At 61.4% G+C, this 17294-nt stretch carries 14 protein-coding genes; 3 read left to right on the plus strand and 11 right to left on the minus strand.

Going from position 1 to position 17294, the window contains the following annotated elements; translation table 11 throughout:
- The first annotated feature begins 76 nt into the window (after window positions 1-76).
- Entirely contained in the window at window positions 77-985 is a 909-nt protein-coding gene (locus QCE79_RS30215; RefSeq protein WP_244829048.1) for a choline sulfate utilization transcriptional regulator, read from the plus strand.
- 120 nt (window positions 986-1105) lie between these two features.
- A complete protein-coding gene (gene purU / locus QCE79_RS30220) occupies window positions 1106-1981 on the plus strand; it encodes a formyltetrahydrofolate deformylase (protein WP_250466433.1) in 876 nt (291 codons plus the stop codon).
- Between the two features lie 58 nt (window positions 1982-2039).
- On the opposite strand, the gene QCE79_RS30225 is transcribed toward purU, so the two are convergent.
- From QCE79_RS30225 to QCE79_RS30270, 10 genes are all read right to left on the minus strand, one after another.
- Complete coding sequence (locus QCE79_RS30225) at window positions 2040-2894, minus strand: glycine betaine ABC transporter substrate-binding protein (RefSeq protein WP_244829046.1); 855 nt, start codon at window positions 2892-2894, stop codon at window positions 2040-2042.
- Window positions 2895-3001: 107 nt separating this feature from the next.
- The gene (locus QCE79_RS30230) at window positions 3002-4204 is read right to left on the minus strand and encodes an FAD-binding oxidoreductase (RefSeq protein ID WP_404989431.1); all 1203 of its coding nucleotides are present in this window, start codon (window positions 4202-4204) and stop codon (window positions 3002-3004) included.
- A 20-nt stretch (window positions 4205-4224) separates the two neighbouring features.
- Window positions 4225-5520 carry an aromatic ring-hydroxylating dioxygenase subunit alpha gene (locus QCE79_RS30235; protein ID WP_309850213.1) on the minus strand — a complete coding sequence of 432 codons (1296 nt, stop codon included), beginning with the start codon at window positions 5518-5520 and terminating at the stop codon, window positions 4225-4227.
- 73 nt (window positions 5521-5593) lie between these two features.
- A complete protein-coding gene (locus QCE79_RS30240) occupies window positions 5594-6352 on the minus strand; it encodes an electron transfer flavoprotein subunit beta/FixA family protein (RefSeq protein ID WP_250466431.1) in 759 nt (252 codons plus the stop codon).
- Window positions 6349-7509 carry an electron transfer flavoprotein subunit alpha/FixB family protein gene (locus QCE79_RS30245; RefSeq protein WP_250466430.1) on the minus strand — a complete coding sequence of 387 codons (1161 nt, stop codon included), beginning with the start codon at window positions 7507-7509 and terminating at the stop codon, window positions 6349-6351. The genes QCE79_RS30240 and QCE79_RS30245 overlap by 4 nt, the downstream gene beginning before the upstream one ends.
- 4 nt (window positions 7510-7513) lie before the next feature.
- Entirely contained in the window at window positions 7514-9427 is a 1914-nt protein-coding gene (locus QCE79_RS30250) for a (Fe-S)-binding protein (RefSeq protein WP_309850217.1), read from the minus strand.
- 15 nt (window positions 9428-9442) lie between these two features.
- Window positions 9443-11506 carry an NADH:flavin oxidoreductase gene (locus tag QCE79_RS30255; RefSeq protein ID WP_309850220.1) on the minus strand — a complete coding sequence of 688 codons (2064 nt, stop codon included), beginning with the start codon at window positions 11504-11506 and terminating at the stop codon, window positions 9443-9445.
- Between the two features lie 36 nt (window positions 11507-11542).
- A complete protein-coding gene (locus QCE79_RS30260) occupies window positions 11543-12082 on the minus strand; it encodes a DUF5943 domain-containing protein (protein WP_250509779.1) in 540 nt (179 codons plus the stop codon).
- A 25-nt stretch (window positions 12083-12107) separates the two neighbouring features.
- A complete protein-coding gene (locus QCE79_RS30265; protein WP_250493044.1) occupies window positions 12108-13079 on the minus strand; it encodes a dipeptidase in 972 nt (323 codons plus the stop codon).
- Window positions 13080-13098: 19 nt separating this feature from the next.
- A complete protein-coding gene (locus QCE79_RS30270) occupies window positions 13099-14373 on the minus strand; it encodes a serine hydroxymethyltransferase (protein ID WP_309850224.1) in 1275 nt (424 codons plus the stop codon).
- 446 nt (window positions 14374-14819) lie between these two features.
- On the opposite strand from QCE79_RS30270, the gene QCE79_RS30275 reads away from it, so the two are divergent.
- Entirely contained in the window at window positions 14820-15821 is a 1002-nt protein-coding gene (locus QCE79_RS30275) for a GlxA family transcriptional regulator (protein ID WP_244829037.1), read from the plus strand.
- A 65-nt stretch (window positions 15822-15886) separates the two neighbouring features.
- On the opposite strand, the gene fdhA is transcribed toward QCE79_RS30275, so the two are convergent.
- Entirely contained in the window at window positions 15887-17083 is a 1197-nt protein-coding gene (fdhA, locus tag QCE79_RS30280; protein ID WP_244829036.1) for a formaldehyde dehydrogenase, glutathione-independent, read from the minus strand.
- Window positions 17084-17294 lie beyond the last annotated feature (211 nt).

Below are 17294 nucleotides of genomic sequence, written 5' to 3' on the forward strand. Positions count from 1 at the left end.
TCGCTTCATGTGACTATTGCCGTTCAAATGGCCGCTGTGAAGAGAGCAAATCGTTATGCGCCCATAAGGGGGATTTATGCCGCGCCAGGACCGTCTACCGCCCATGCAGGCGCTCTCGATGTTCGAGTCCGCCGCGCGTCTCGCGAGCTTCACTGCCGCCGCGCGTGAACTCGGCTCGACACAGCCCGCCGTGAGCCAGCGCGTGGTGCAACTCGAAGAAGCGCTCGGCGTGCCGCTTTTCGAGCGCGGGCACCGGGGCGTCACCTTGACTGAAGACGGCGCGCGTCTCTTCGAAGCGGTCCGTCAAGGCCTCGATATCATCCGCACGGCTACCGGCGAGATTCGCGCGCGTAACGCTCAGCGCACGCTCACGCTGTTGACCGATTTCGGCTTCGCGACTTACTGGCTCATGCCGCGCCTGCCGCAATTCAAGGCGCTGATGCCCGATGTCGATGTGAAGATCGTCACCTCGCAAAATGTATCCGATGCCGACGGCGAACCGGCGGACGTGGTGATCGCATTCGGCAGCTCGCGCGCGCAGTGGAGTTCGCCGCACGCCATCCGGCTCTTTCCTGAAAGCGTCGTGCCGGTATGCAGCCCGGCGCTCGTGGCACGCAACAAGCCGTCGAGTGCCGCCGATCTGCTCGACTTGCCGCTCTTGCATCTGCAGGCTACGTTGCCCGAACGCTGGCTTTCATGGGCCGGCTGGTTCGAGGCGCATGGGCTGAGCGCGCCGCCGGCGCAAGGCGGCTTCACCTTCAACAGTTACGCGCTCGTCACGCATGCGGCCGTAATGGGCCAGGGCGTCGCGCTTGGCTGGGCGCCGCTCGTCGATGACCTCATCGCCAAAGGTCATCTCATCGCGCTAGACGATACTCCGCTCGTCACCGATCGCGGCTACGTGCTCGTCACGCAACGCGAGCCGTCTGCCGTCGTGCGCGCGTTCAGCAACTGGCTGCTCGATGAATGCGACGTGATCGCCTGACGCTTGCATACCAGCGCGACGGCGCTTCGCTTCTATCCGTCGTGCCCGCGCATTTGCTCTACTAGCGATAACGTTCGCCGCACGAGCGGCGTGGCGACCTTTATCGAATGTGGAGCGTGCATGTCCGCTGAAACCCGTCCCAATCAACTGGTGCTGACCGTTGCGTGTCCGAGCGCGGCGGGGCAAGTCGCCGCCATCGTCGGCTTTCTCGAACGCCATCATGGTTATATCGACGAACTCACCGTGTTCGACGACGACCTGAGCGAACGCTTCTTCGTGCGCTGCGTGTTTCATGGCGCAAGCCGAGACGACACGCTCGATCTGCCGATGCTGCAGCGCGAGTTTGAACCCATCGCCCAACGCTTCTCGATGAACTGGTCGATGCACGATCTCAACGCGCGGCCCAAGGTGCTCATCATGGTGTCGAAGCTCGAACACTGCCTCGCGGACCTGCTGTTCCGCTGGCGCATGGGCGAACTGAAGATGGATATTGTCGGCATTGCGTCGAATCATCCGGACCTGGCGCCGCTTGCGGAACAACACGGTCTGCGCTTTCATCATCTGCCGATCGCGGCCGATACCAAGGCGCAGCAGGAAGCGCGTCTGCTCGATCTCTTCGAGACATCCGGTGCGGAACTGATGATTCTCGCGCGCTACATGCAGATTCTTTCCGGCGATACGAGCCGCAAACTCAAAGGCCGCGCGATCAACATCCATCATTCGTTCTTGCCTGGCTTCAAGGGCGCAAAGCCCTATCACCAGGCGCATACGCGCGGCGTAAAACTGATTGGCGCCACTGCGCACTTCGTCACCGACGATCTCGACGAAGGCCCGATCATCGAACAGGAAGTGGAGCGCGTGGATCACTCCTATAGCCCCGAGCGCCTGCTTGCAACGGGACGCGATGTCGAATGCATCACGCTTGCGCGCGCCATCAAGGCGTTCACGGAACGGCGCGTGTTCATCAACGGCGAACGCACTGTCGTTCTACGGTAAGCACAAAAAAGGGGTGCCGCGGATTCGCGGCACCCCTTCTTGATCCAGGCGCTGAGACTTACTTCACCCAGCTGTCCACGCGATCGCCATGCGCGCCGATCCATGCATCGGCGGCGGCTTGCGGCTTCTCACCGTTTTGCGTCGCGAGCATCACGCTGTCGATTTCACCCGGCTTCCACTGGAATTTCTTCAGGAAGGCCACGACCGGCGGAGCCTTCTTTTCGAGTTCCGGATTCACCACGCTATCGACGTGTTCCGCTTCGCCGAAGACCTTCTTCGGATCTTCGAGAAATTTCAGCTTGTACTTCGCGAACATCCAGTGCGGCTTCCAGCCCGTCACGATGATCGGCTTCTTCGCCGCTTCCGAACGCGCAAGTTCAGCGGTCATCGCGCTGCCCGAACTCGGCATCAGCCTGTAGTCGAGGTTATAAGCCTTGATGGCTTCGCTCGTCTTTTGCATCACGCCCGCGCCCGCATCGATACCGACGATGCGCGAATCGAATTCGGCCTTCTTCGCTTCGAGGTCGGTCAGGCTGTTGGCATCGACGTTTTCAGGGACGATCAGACCAATCTTCGCATCATTGAAGTTGGGTCCGAGGTCGACGACCTTCGTCTTGAAGTTGTTCCAATACGCACCGTGCGTCACCGGCAGCCACGCGGACAGCGTCGCATCCAGATCGCCGCGCGCCACGCCCTGCCACATCACGCCTGCCGCCACCGGCACGAGTTGCACCTGATAGCCCAGCTTCTTTTCGATGATGCGCGCCGCCACGTTCGACGTTGCCACGCTGTCGTCCCAGCCTTCGACGTAGCCAATCTTGATGGTCGGTTTATCTTCGGCGTTTGCGCCCATGCTGGTGGCCAGTGCCGCAGCCATGGCGCTCAGCACGAACAGTCTTCTCATCGCTTTCATTTGATTTCCCCTTTGCGGCCCCACGCCGTAGCGTCCAGAATCACCAGCCAGAATTGGCCAGTAACGCACTTTTCCGACACTCAATTGTCCAGAAGCGACGCCGAGTTTTATTTATCCACCACGAGGTCGCTCAAGGGCTTGCTGCAGCACAACAGCACCATGCCCTGATCGATTTCGCGCTGACGAATGCCGCCTGCGTGCTTCATGCTCACTTCGCCCGATACGAGCTTGACCTTGCATGTGCCGCACATGCCTTGCGTGCACGATGAGGGTAAACGCACCCCGGCTTTCTTCGCGGCATCGAGCACGTTCTCGTTGCTACCGCATTCGATGTCGCGCCGGATCTTGGCGAAGCTGACTTTGTATGTCGTATCGACAGGCGCCGCTGGTCGAGGCGCAAAGCCGACTGCCTCTTCACGCGCTTCGACGAAATCGGTCTGTGTGGCGATGGCGTCGGCAACGTGCGCGGTCGTCAACTGCGATGCGACCTCCGCAATGGTCTCGAACGAAAAGCTCTCTTCGTGATAATGCTTGCGATCGAAACCGCCTTCATCGAGAAGATCGCGGACCGCCTTCATATAAGGCGCTGGACCGCACGTGAAGATTTCGCGTTCGAGATAGTCCGGTGCAATCAGCTTCAGTAGCGGCAAGCTGAGAAAGCCCGTCACACCGGCCCAGTTCGTGCGCGTGCCCACGCGCTCGCAAACGAAGGCCGTGCGAAAGTTCGTCTGATTCGATGCAATGAGATCCAGCTCGCGCGAGAAGATGATGTCGTCGGGCGTGCGCGCGCTGTGCACGAAAACGATATCCGCGTCCTCGCCGAGTTCGTGATGCGCGCGGCTCATCGACATGAGCGGCGTGATACCCGACCCCGCCGAAAGAAACAGGAACTTGCGCGCCGGATGCCGCGCACAGGTGAACTCGCCCGAAGGTCCGAGCACACGCACGCGCGATCCCGCAATTACGTTGTCATGCAGCCAGTTCGAAACCTTTCCGCCCGGTACACGCTTGACCGTGATCGAAATGGTGTGCGGCCGCGTGGGCGAAGAGGAAATCGTATAGCAGCGATTGATCTGCTCGCCGTCGATATCGAGTTCCAGTGTAATGAACTGCCCCGGTTCGAACACGAAGCTGCGTTCGCTCGGCGCCTTGAAGAAAAAACTCTTCACGTCGTGCGTTTCCTGCCGGACGTGACAGCAGACGAGTGTGTCGTCGGTATCGCTATTCCAGCGCGCGGGCAGCGCCCCCCAGAACCGCGGCTGGGTGACACGGCTTGCAGTCGGCTCGAACGTGGCCTGATCGCGCATCATGTTTTGCCTCTCGAACGCGCTTAGCGCATGAAGGAAACGACTTTCTCGCCATGCGTGACCACGTCCTTGTCGGGCGTGTTCGCATAGTTATCGAGGCGGCCGATATACCACTCGCAGAACTTCTCCACGAGCCCTTCGGTGAACGGCGAATACGGGCCCGGCTCGTAAGCGCTGCTCGTTGCACCCAGCTGCGAATACTCGACCAACGTGCGGTCCTGTTCGTTCGTTGCGCGCCACACGGCGGTGAGATTGTCGACGTCGTAATCGATACCTTCGCGCGCGTCCCTATGCACGAGCCACTTGGTGCGCACGAGCGTTTCGCCCGCGGACAGCGGAATCACGCTGAACGTGACGATGTGATCGCTCATGAAGTGATGCCACGAATTCGGTTGCGTCCAGAACGACAAGCCGCCCAGGTCCGCGCGCTCGAATCCGCCAAGCAGCTTCTTCGATGCCACCTTCGCGTCGAGCGTCTGCGATTCGCCATCGCGGTCGAGTGGCAGACGTTGCGTGCGAAAACCGGTGACGAGATCCGCCAGACGTTCGATCTCGGCGGAAGGCAGGTTCATTGCTTCCCATTGCTTCGTGCGTTCGCTCACCGTGCGTTCGAACGCGGCCATGCCGTCCTCGTTCGCAGGGGTGCGTTGATAACCGAAGCCGTATTCATAGAGCGAAATGGTCAACTCGGGATGGTTTGCCACGCAGTGATAGCACTCGCGGTTGTTCTCCATCGTGAGCTTCCAGTTGCCCTTTTCCACGATGTCGATGCTCGCCGCGATCTTGCAATCGGCGAGACCGTGCGGCAAAAGATACGGCTCCATCGACTCGCGCAGCACGGAGAAATCGGCGGGCGGTTCATCGGCGAGACAGATGAAGATCAGGCCCGCGAGGTTCTGCACATGAACCTTCTTGAGGCTATGTTTGCAGCGGTCGAACTGTTCGCCCATGTGTTCGGCGAACATGAGGTCGCCGTTGAGGTTATAGGTCCAGCTGTGATACGGGCACACGATATTGCCGAGCGAGCCTTTCTCCTGATTGCAAAGACGCGCGCCGCGATGACGGCAGACGTTGTGGAACGCGCGAATCTGCATGTCGTCGTCGCGCACGATCAGGATCGAATCGTGGCCGATATCGACGGTCGTATAGTCGCCCGGCTCCGGCACGTCCGGCTCGATCGCAACCTGTATCCAGTGCTGCCGGAAGATCGCGTCCAGGTCGAGCGCGTGAATCTCGTCGCTCGTGTAGAACGGCGCTTCGAGCGTGTGGCCCTTTTTGCGGCGTTCGATCATTGCGCGAACGTCTGCCGAAACTTTCATCGTGTGCTCCGTTGTGCGTCACGTCTGGTGCCCCGCCAACACCCCTGAAATGCGGGCTTGCTGCGCTTTGAACTTAATAATCCACCAGTTGATGCTCGCGCAAATACGCCAGGATCACTTGTGCTTTTTCGACGGAACTCCCTTCAATTACGACGCTTCCGCCACGGCTTTCGGTCGTGGTCGCGGAAAGCATGCGGGCATGGCCGGTGCGCTTTTCGGGCGCGGCGAGGCGCTTGGGCTTCGCGCTCACGGGGCCGACGCTCCATGCGCTCGCTTCCGGATCGACAGGCGCGGCCGCTGCAACCGGTGCGACGCGTCCTTCGCGCATACGCGCATACGCGTAGCGCGGTGTCGCGTTGGCGAGCGGATGCACGGCGATGAGCGCGGGCAACTGCACGCGCACACGGCGACGCAAGCCCTTCGGCATGAACTGGCGCACTTCGACGCCTTCGTTCGTCACGTCGATATCGACAGCCGAGCCGACTAGCGCGACGTTCAACGCATCGGCAAGCCGATACGGCAACGTGCCGCTATCGAACGCGCCTTCGGCACGCGTGCCGGTCAAGACGAGTCGATAACCCGCGAGACGTTGCGCGAGTGCCGCGCAGGCATCGCCCGGTGTGTTGAGCACTTCGACGCGCGGCGCGCCCAGTGCGAGATATTCGGCAAGCGCGGGATTGGCGGGGTCGCCTGCATGCAGCACATCGAGTTGCGCGCCGTGTTCCTTTGCAATGTCGATACCGAGGGCGAGCGCGGCCGCGTCGTTGCGGCTATAACGCGCCGTGCCGCTAATAGGATGCCGGCCAGTAGAAACGAGAACGGCTATTTTCATGCGTACGCTCCTTCGGCAAGCGTCGCCGTCTGCAGGATCGGGCTGCCATTGGTACGCGATGCACGCGCGGCCGACGCCGCGTCCGTCAGCGCCTTGATGGTCTCTTGCGTATCCGCGACGATGGTCAGATCCGCACGCTTGGCAATGGGCGCGCTCGCATCGAGATTGACCGCGATGACATGCCGGCAATCCTTGATGCCTTGCAGGTGCTGCACCGCGCCCGAGATGCCGAACGCGATATACACGCTAGCTTCCACCGTCTTGCCCGTGGCGCCGATCTGCTTGTCGCGCGAGAACTTGCCGTCGTCGACGGCCACCCGGCTCGCGCCGATAGCCGCGCCCAAGGTGCTTGCCAACGCTTCGAATGCGGGCACGTCCGTCACGCCGTTGCCCGCCGAGATGATGAAGTCCGCTTCTTCGAGCGCGACTTGGGCCGCGTCCATTTCCTCGATGCCGAGATCGACATACGCGCTCGGCATCGTCGCGGGCACGACGTCTTCGCTATTCACGCGCGCGCCTGCGCCGACGTAAGGCAGCTTGGCATCGACCGCATTCGGTGCGAGCAAGATCACATCGGGTAGCGCACGCAATGCCACCGCGCGGCCAGCATGCGCATACGCAGCGACGTGCTGAAGGTCGAGTTCCACCACGTGTGTGGCGATACTCGCACCGGCGCGCGCCGCGTAACGCCGGCCGAGATCGCCGTCGCCGGTTGCGTTGTCGGGCATGAAGACATGCACGGGCGTGAACGCCGCGACGCAGGCAGCGAGCGCGCGCAGTTCTTCATCCGGTGCGAAATGGCGGCGATCGAAGCCGGGCAGCTCGATATAACGATCCGCGCCGAGCGACGCCGCATCGTCACTGAACGCGCCGAACGCGATCAACACGACTTCCGTTTCATCGTCCGCGAGCAACGCGGCGGCGGCCAGTGCCTGACGGCCGTGATCGTCGAGCGCGCCGCGATCCGTATGCGCCGCCACCAGCACCGCGCGACGCGACGCTTTCGCCGTGCGGCGCGGCTTCGCTGCATCATGGTGTGTTGCTACGAAGTCAAGCAGCGCGCCGCTGCCGATCTCGCCGAGCGTGATGCGCTTGAGCCCCGCGCTCGTGACGATAAACGGCCTGCGCGGATCGATTCGTTTGATGTTGTCGTTCATCGTGTTACTCCAGCGCCGCGGCGACCAGCTCCGCCACGTCGAGCACTTCGGGACGCGCGCCGACCACGCCTTCGAGCATCGCGGTGCAATTCGGGCAACCCACGGCGACCACTTCCGCGCCTATCGTGCGGGCATCGGCAATGCGGATATCGGGAATGCGCTGCTTGCCGGGAATGTCGGTCAGGGGCGCGCCGCCGCCACCGCCGCAGCACCGTCCGCGCATGCCGTTACGCTCCATTTCCACCACCTTGATGCCGATGGACTTCAGCAGCTTGCGCGGCGCTTCGGTTTCGCCGTTATAGCGGCCGAGATAGCACGGATCGTGATACGTGATCTTCTTGTCGGCGAGCACGGTCGCGGCCTTCGGCGAGAGCTTGCCGTTCGCGACGAGTTCTGCCATCAACGCCGTGTGATGCTGCACTTCATAGAAGCCGCCAAGCGCGCGATACTCGTTGCGCAAGCTATGCAGCACATGCGGGTCCGCCGTCACGATGCGCCGGAACGAATACTGCGAAAGTGTGCCTATGAGCTTCTTCGCGCATGCTTGAAAGGTGGCTTCGTCGCCGAGACGACGCGCCGTATCGCCGGTGTCCGTTTCAATGCCGCCGAGCACCGCGTAATCCACGCCTGCCTTGTTCAGCACCTTCGCCAACGCACGCAGCGTGCGTTGATAACGCATGTCGAACGCGCCTTCGCCCGCGATCAACAAGACATCGACGGGACGACCCGGTTGCGCGACCTGCACTTGCAGATCCACCGACCAGTCGTAACGCGCGCCGATGTCAAACCCGTTCGCGCTGCCCGTTTCACGCAGATTCGCAAGCGTGATCGGACCTTTCCCCGGGACGTTGCCTTCCACGAGCGTCTGATTGCGGCGCATATCGACGATGGCATCGACGTGTTCGATCAGCATCGGGCATTCTTGCACGCAGGCGCGGCACGTGGTGCAGGACCAGATGGTATCGGCTTCGATCATCGTGGAGATGAGCGGCTTGCCCGGTGCGCCCGAATGCCTGCCAACCGAAATGCCGGGGGTCGGGCTGCCGGCGTAGAGCGCATCCGAACCGCCGACCATGCCGACGACGAGATCCTGAATCAGCTTCTTCGGATTGAGCGGTTGTCCCGATGCGAATGCAGGGCACGCCGCTTCGCATTTGCCGCATTGCACGCAGGCATCGAAACTCAGCAACTGGTTCCAGCGAAACTCGATGGGCTTGCTCACGCCATATTCCTGCGCATCGAGTACGGGCACTTTGAGCGCGGTGGGTGGCACGACATCATGCTCGTTCTTCGCTGCAAAGCGCTCCTGACGCGGATGAAACGCGAGATGCAGCAAGCCCGCCATCGCATGCTTCATCGGGCCGCCTTGCGCCGCGCCGAAGGTCATCGTGTATGCGCCCGCCGCGATCAGCAATGCAACGATGATCGCGAGTGCACCCGACATCCACGAAGCCGGCAACAGCATGAACAATGCAAGACCAAGCGCGAATGAACCGAGCAGTAAAGGCAGGCTGTCCCACGGTCCGCGTGACAAACGCGCGGGCACTTCCTTCGCGCCGTGTCTGCGACGGTACACGAACACCGCGCCCACCAGCATGACGATAGCCGCGAGGAAGATCAGCTTGTCGAGCCACGGCGAATAAATGGCGAGGCCGTAGTTGAGGAATACGAGCGCCATCGCGAGAATGGCGCCGCCAGCGGTTGCAACGTGCGTCTTTGCGATATACGGATCACGCGCGACCACATGATGCAAGTCCACGAAGTAACGCTTCGGGATGGTCAGCAGGTTAGCCCAGCCATAAGCACCGGCAGTCGTGGCGCGTCCTTCTCGCCAATAGGCCGCGCGCTTCACCACGGCGAAGGCGAGACCCGCCACCGATACCCACAGCAAGACGGTGATGACAAACACGGGGTTCATCGTCTAGAGCCCTCGTCAGAAGTCTTTGCAAAGACGCAGCGCGTCGTAGATCGCGCCGTGGATGTTGTGCATGGAGATGCAGTCGCCGACGCGGAACAAGAGGAAACGCCCGTTTCCAAGCTCCTCCGAAAGACACGGCTGCGCTTCCGATGCAAAGAGCTTGTGCACATCCACCTGGCCGCGATTGAGCGATTCGGGCTTCAGCTTCCAGTACAGGGAATCGTTGGGCGTGCTGCCGTTCTCGATCACGACCTGATCCACCGCGCGCTCTTCCTGTTCTTCCGTGTACTCGTTGCGGATCACGGCAATCTTCTTCCCGTCTTCCTCGTACACCTTGTCGAGCCAGTAGTTCGGCGTATGGATCACGCCTTGCGCGTAGAGCCTTCTATAAAAGATGGGGAACGTGGTGCCGCCGACGTCATCGGCGACCTTCACGTCCGGCGTCACGATCTCGACATTGCCGCCACGGCTCGAGATGAAGTCCGCGACGCCCGCGCCCGCATGCGTGCTCACGCCGTCATAAACGAGCACGTTCTTGCCCGGCTCGACCTTGCCCGAGAGAATGTCCCAGGCGCTCACCGCGAGACCTCGTTCGACGCCCCATGAAGGCACTTGATCCGTGAACGACGAGCCGCCCGTCGCGAGCACGACGATGTCCGGCTTCTCGGCCATGATGGCCTTGTCGTCGGCGGCGACACCGAGACGACGATCCACGCCGAGCCGCTTCGTTTCCATGTCGAACCAGCGCACGATGCCCGCCATCTGCTCGCGCTGCGGTGCCTTCGCGGCAAGCATGATCTGACCGCCGACGTAATCGTTCTTCTCGAACAGCACGACATCGTGACCGCGCGACTTCGCCACGCGCGCCGCTTCGAGTCCCGCGGGCCCTGCGCCGACCACCACGACTTTGCGCTTCGGCCCGCGCGTCTTTTCGATGACATGCGGCATGGTCGCTTCACGCGATGTCGCCGCGTTCTGCACGCACAACACATCGAGTCCGTTGTACTGCCGGTCGATGCAGTAGTTCGCGCCGACGCACTGCTTGATCTCGTCCTCGCGGCCATCGCGAATCTTGATCACCATATGCGGGTCCGCAATCTGCGCACGCGTCATGCCGACCAGATCGACCATGCCGTTGGCGAGCAGACGTTCCGCCTGACCCGCATCGCGAATGCTTTGCGCATGCATGATCGGCAGCTTCACGACCGACTTGATGCCCGCCGCGAGATGCACGAAAGGCTCGGGTGGCAGCGCCATCGGCGGCATGCAGTTGGCGAGCGTGTTATGCGTATCCGCGCCCGAACCGATCACGCCGACGTAATCGATGAGGCCCGTTTCAGCCATCGCTTGAGCGATCTCTTTCAATTGTTCGTGATCGAGACCGTCTTCATGGAATTCGTCGCCGCACATGCGCAAGCCAATTGCGAAGTCGGCGCCCACGGCTTCGCGCACGGCCTGCAGCACTTCCTTACCGAAGCGCAGACGGTTTTCGAGCGAACCGCCCCATTCGTCCGTACGAAAGTTAGTGCGCGGACTCCAGAACTGATCGATCAAATGCTGATGCGCCGCCGAGATCTCGACGCCATCCATGCCCGCATCCTTCACGCGCTTCGCGGCCGCCGCGAAATCCTGAATGATGCGCTTGATCTCTTCCACTTCGATGATCTTCGCGTTGCCGCGATGCACTGGCTCCCGCACGCCCGAAGGCGACATCAGATGCGGCCAGCTCTCGCCGTGCCACGCCGAACGCCGGCCCATGTGCGTTGCCTGGATCATGATCTTCGCGCCATGCCGATGCATCGCTTCGGCCAGCTGCGAGAGCGGGTCGATGACCTTGTCGGTCGACAGGTTCACCGACTTCCACCAGCCTTGCGGGCTGTCGATCGACACCGGGCTCGAACCTCCGCAAACGGCTAGCGCCACGCCGCCCTTCGCCTTCTCTTCGTAATAGCGGATATACCGGTCGCCGGGCAGACCGCCGGGCTCGGCATAGACCTCGGCATGCGCGGTACTGACGATACGGTTACGCAAGGTCAGCTTGTTCAGCGTGAGTGGCTTGAAAAGGTTCGGGTAACGCATTGCGGGCGACCTCGGAAAGGTTTTGCTTTGAAGCCTTTATTTCGATGCGAGCGGCGACACTTCGAACACACAATGCTCGCAGCCTTCCGCGGCGCATTGCGTTTCGACCGAGTGCGAACGCGGCCCCTTCTTCGTGCTGTCGGGTGCGGTGTCGTTGACCCAGTCCAGCGCGCCGGCGAACCATCCGGCGAACATGTAGCAGAGCTTGCCGTGCTTGCCCGGTTGCGCGAGCACGAAGGACGAGTGACGCAGATGCACGCGCGCCATGGCGCTCTGCGGGTCGGATTCGACGATATCGAAGAGACCCCAGCCGCGTTGCGACAGGCGCTTCAGGTAATGCTCGAACACCGCCATGCCCGCTATGCCGTGCTTGTCCGCCTCCTTGTCGCACCAGTGATAAGCGGACTTGTAGCCCGCCTTGTAGAGAATCGCGGCGTAAGCTTCGCGGCCGAGCGCTTCTTCCACGGCCACGTGGTTGTTAGTGAAGAAGTGGCGCGGCACATACAGCATGGGCAGCGCGTCGGTAGTCCAGACGCCCGTTTCTTGATCGACGTCGATAGGCAGTTGCGGTTGCATCGCGGGTTCCCTGTTCTTGTTGGAGTCAGACGCTCCAAACTTCGCCGAAGAAGCGCATCCAGTTCTCGCCCATCACCTTCTTGATACGCGTCTCGCCCCAGCCCGCTTTTTCCATCGCGGCCGTGAGGTTCGGGAACTCGCCGATCGTGCGAATGCCTTCCGGATTCACGACCTTGCCGAAGTTCGTCAGACGGCGATAACGGCCCTTGTCGTGCGTGATCCAGTCGAAGAACTCGGTGCTGTAGCCTTGCGTGAAGTCCGTGCCGATGCCCACCTTGTCTTCGCCGATCACGTTGATCACGTAATCGATGGCTTCGAGATAATCGTCGACGGTCGCGTCCGGGCCTTTCTTCAGGAACGGCGAGAACATGGTCACGCCGACGAAGCCGTTGGCGTCCGCGATCTCTCTCAGCTGATCGTCGGTCTTGTTGCGCGGATGGTCCTTGAGTCCTGAGGGACAGCAGTGCGAGTACGTGACAGGCTTCTTCGAGCAGGCGATGGCATCGGAAGAAGTCTTCGCGCCCACGTGGGAAAGATCGACCATGATGCCGACGCGATTCATCTCGTGGATCACTTCCTTGCCATAACCCGAGAGTCCGCCGTCCGGTTCATAGCAGCCCGTGCCGACCAGGTTCTGCGTGTTGTAGCAGAGTTGCACCACGTTCACGCCGAGCTCCTTGAACACTTCGATATAGCCGAGGTTGTCCTCGAACGCATACGAGTTCTGGAAGCCGAAGATGATGCCTGTCTTGTTTTCCTTCTTCGCGCGCAGGATGTCGTCGGTCGTGCGCACGAGCGTGAGAATCTCGCTGTACTCGCGAATCTGTTGCTTCATCTCGGCGATGTTGTCGATCGTCTTCTGGAAGTCTTCCCAGACCGAAACCGTGCAGTTCACCGCGGTGACGTTACCTTTGCGCATGTCCTCGAACACGGAGCGCTCGAACTTGGAGATGTTCAGGCCGTCGATGATGATGCTGTTGTCGTGCAGAGTGCTCATCGTTTATAACTCCGTGTGCTTAGTAGATGGGGAAGCGTTCGCACAGCGCGAAGATCTCGCGGCGCACGCGTTGTTCGGTTTGCGGATCGCCTTCCGGATGCTCGCGCAGCGATTCGAAGACTTCGAGAATCAGGCGGCCGGTCTCGCGGAACTCGTTGACGCCGAAGCCGCGCGTCGTGCCTGCCGGCGTGCCTAAGCGAATGCCCGAGGTGACGGTCGGCTTTTCGGTATCGAAGGGAATGCCGTTCTTGTTGCAGGTGATGCCCGCGCGTTCCAGCGCATGCTCGACCTGATTGCCCTTGAGGCCTTTCGGGCGCAGATCGACGAGCAGCAGATGGTTGTCCGTGCCGCCGGTGACGAGATCGACGCCGCCTTTCTTGAGCACTTCGCCGAGCGCTTGCGCATTTGCGAGCACGTTGTCGATGTACGTCTTGAAGTCCGGCCGCAGCGCTTCGCCGAAGGCCACCGCCTTGCCTGCTATCACATGCATCAGCGGGCCGCCTTGCAGGCCGGGGAACACGGCCGAGTTGATCTTCTTGGCGATGTCTTCGTCGTTCGTGAGGATGAAACCGCCGCGCGGACCGCGCAAGGTCTTGTGCGTGGTGGACGTGACCACGTGCGCATGATCCACGGGGTTATCGTGACGCCCCGCCGCGATGATGCCCGCGATATGCGCCATATCGACCATGAGCTTCGCATCGACGCTATCGGCGATCTTGCGCAGACGCGCGAAGTCCAGCTTGCGCGGATACGCCGAGAATCCCGCGATCAGCAATGACGGCTTGTGTTGCTTCGCGAGTTCCTCGATCTGCTCGTAATCGATCAGCATGGTGTCGCGGTTCACACCGTATTGCACCGCGTTGAACCACTTGCCCGAAAGCGCGGGCTTCGCGCCATGCGTGAGGTGACCGCCCGCATCGAGCGACATGCCGAGAATGGTGTCGCCGGGTTTGGCGAGCGCAAGCATCACGGCGCCGTTGGCCTGCGCGCCCGAATGCGGCTGCACGTTGGCGAACTTCGCGTTGAAGAGCTGCTTGATGCGATCGATGGCGAGCGCCTCGACTTCATCGACGAATTCACAGCCGCCGTAATAGCGCTTGCCCGGATACCCTTCCGCGTACTTGTTCGTGAGCACCGAGCCTTGCGCTTCCAGTACGGCGCGCGACACGATGTTTTCCGACGCGATCAGTTCGATTTGCGATTGCTGGCGCTCCAGTTCTTTCAGGATCGCGCCGCGCACCGAAGCGTCGCTGGATGCAAGCGGGGCTTCGAAGAAGGGATTCGAGTTCGACATTGGCAGGTCCGTGGGTCAAGTGTGACGGTCGTTCGACGGCGGTGCGGGTGGCTCTTCGGATACTTTTCCGTTTGCCGTCGCGGCCGTAATCGTTGCGTCTATTCTTGACTTTCGTCCTGCCGGTCAATTTACGAATTTAGACGTGTTCTTGGCCTTTTCCGACATGCGCGTCTTTTTTCGACAAGTGGCCCGATGGATTTCGGTGTAGCGATTTATTCGGTGCGCCGCTGCACTGTCGCGGAACGCCCGTGCGCTTCGAAGGTGCGCGCCCTTGCTCGTGGAGGGTCGGCGAGGAAATCGCGTCTATATGAAGCATGCACGATGCCTCGCGAGGCTCAGGGTTTAGCCTGATGGCATGGTAGTTGCAAACGAAACCAAAATGCAAAAGTGGCAAAGCGCCGCATCTGACGGCGTCAAACAATAGATTCGAAGGAATCATCCCTCACATGTCCCCCGATCGCACGGCGTCGCTGTCGCACTTCGCTTTCATGCCGCTTCCCAACTTCACCATGATCGCTTTCACCAACGCGATCGAAGTCCTGCGCATGGCGAACTATCTGACGGGGCAGCCGTTGTATCGCTGGTCGATCGTGAGTCCCGATGGCGGTCCCGTCACCGCGAGCAACGGCTTGTCCGTCGATACAGGTCCGGTGGAATGCGTGGGACAACCCGATATCGTGTTCGTGGTCGGCGGCATCGATGTGCAGCGCGCGACCACGCCCGCACATCTCGCCGCGCTGCGCCGCTTCGCCCGCATGGGCAGCGTGCTCGGCAGCCTCTGCACCGGCACTTATGCACTGGCTCGTGCGGGCTTACTCGCGGGCTATGCGTGCGCCATCCACTGGGAGAACATGTCGGCGCTCAAGGAAGAGTTTCCCGACACGCGCTTCCTGAAGGAACTGTTCGTGATCGACCGCGATCGCGTCACGTGTACCGGCGGCGTCGCGCCGCTCGACATGATGCTCAATCTCATCGCATCCCGCGTGGGTACGGCGCGCGTGACGCAGATCGCCGAGCAATTCATCGTCGAACATGTACGCGATACGAGCGCGCAGCAGCGCATGCCGCTCGTTGCACGACTCGGATCGGCCAACAAGTCGCTCTTCGAAGTGATCTCGCTCATGGAGAACAACATCGAGGAGCCGCTGTCGCGCGAGGAACTGGCGCGCCTTGCCGGCATGTCGCAACGGCAATTGCAGCGGCTCTTTCGCGAGCATCTCGGCATGACGCCGACGCACTACTATCTCACGCTGCGTCTGCGGCGCGCGCGCGAACTGCTGCTGCAAACCGATATGTCGATCATGCATATCACCATGGCTTGCGGCTTCCAGTCGGCGTGCCACTTCTCGAAGAGTTATCGCGATGCCTTCGGAACCGCGCCCACGCGCGAACGCCGCAAGCAAGCGCCTTCACTTGCGGCGGTTGCACCTTCGGCGCTGGTTGCCTGATATCGGTTCGAACAAAAAGAGCCGTTGGCTTGCAACAGCCAACGGCTCTCTTCATTCCAGGCCGATTACGCCGCTTTCAACAATCCGTGCGGATCGAGCACGAACTTCCTCGGCGCGCCGCCATCGAACTTTCTGTAGCCTTCGGGCGCTTCATCGAGCGAAATCACGGACACGTTGACGATATCCGCAATCGGCAAACGATCCCACAAGATGGCCTGCATCAGATTGCGGTTGTACTTCATCACCGGCGTCTGTCCCGTGTGGAACGAATGCGACTTCGCCCAGCCAAGGCCGAAGCGAATGCTGAGACTGCCCTTGCGCGCGGCGGCATCGGCGGCGCCGGGGTCATCGGTGACATAGAGGCCGGGAATGCCAATGGCGCCCGCTGCCTTCGTGATCTCCATCAGCGAATTGAGCACGGTGGCCGGCGCTTCCTCGCCGCTGCCGCTGCCGTGACCGTGTGCCTCGAAGCCCACGCAATCGACCGCGCAATCCACTTCCGGCTTACCGAGAATCTGCTCGATCTGCTCGCCGAGCGTCGCGTCCTTCGAGAGATCGATGGTCTCGAAACCCATCTTGCGCGCGTGCGCCAGGCGCTCTTCGTTCATGTCGCCGACGATGGTGCACGCCGCGCCCAAGATGCGCGCCGATGCCGCCGCCGCCATTCCAACCGGTCCCGCGCCCGCGATATAGACCGTCGCACCCGGCTTCACGCCCGCCATCACCGCGCCGTGATAACCCGTCGGCAAGATGTCGGAGAGACACGTGAGGTCGCGTATCTTCGACATGGCCTGTGCCTTGTCCGGAAACTTCAGCAGATTGAAATCGGCATACGGCACCATCACGTATTCCGCCTGGCCGCCTATCCAGCCGCCCATATCGACATAACCATACGCGCCGCCAGCACGCGACGGGTTCACGTTCAAACACACGCCCGTATGTTGCGCCTTGCAGGTCGGGCAGCGCCCGCATGCCACGTTGAACGGCACCGAAACGAGATCGCCAATGGCAAGCGTCTCCACATCGCGGCCGATTTCGATCACTTCGCCCGTGATCTCGTGCCCGAGCACGAGGCCGACTTCCGCCGTCGTGCGGCCGCGCACCATATGCTGATCCGAGCCGCAGATATTGGTACTGACTACGCGAAGAATGACGCCGTGGCCGATGTCGCGCCCGCGTGGATCGACCATCTTCGGATAGTCGATGGACTGCACTTCCACCTTGCCCTGCCCCAGATATACGACGCCGCGATTGCTGCTCATTGATCGTCTCCATGTCTCGTGGACGGCTCGCGCGATGCACCGTCACGGTTCATCGCGCCCGTTCGTCGAGCGTAGCGCCGCTAGTCGCGCACGACCGATCTCCAATGCGACGCGGGTTTGACTCAAACCGACATGACGTTCCTCGGCGGTTTTTATTGATTGACCGTTCAATATAAAAACGCCTAACATCGAATCGAACTGACAGCAGAAG

This window comes from Caballeronia sp. LZ003 (genome assembly GCF_031451465.1).
Classification (GTDB): domain Bacteria; phylum Pseudomonadota; class Gammaproteobacteria; order Burkholderiales; family Burkholderiaceae; genus Caballeronia.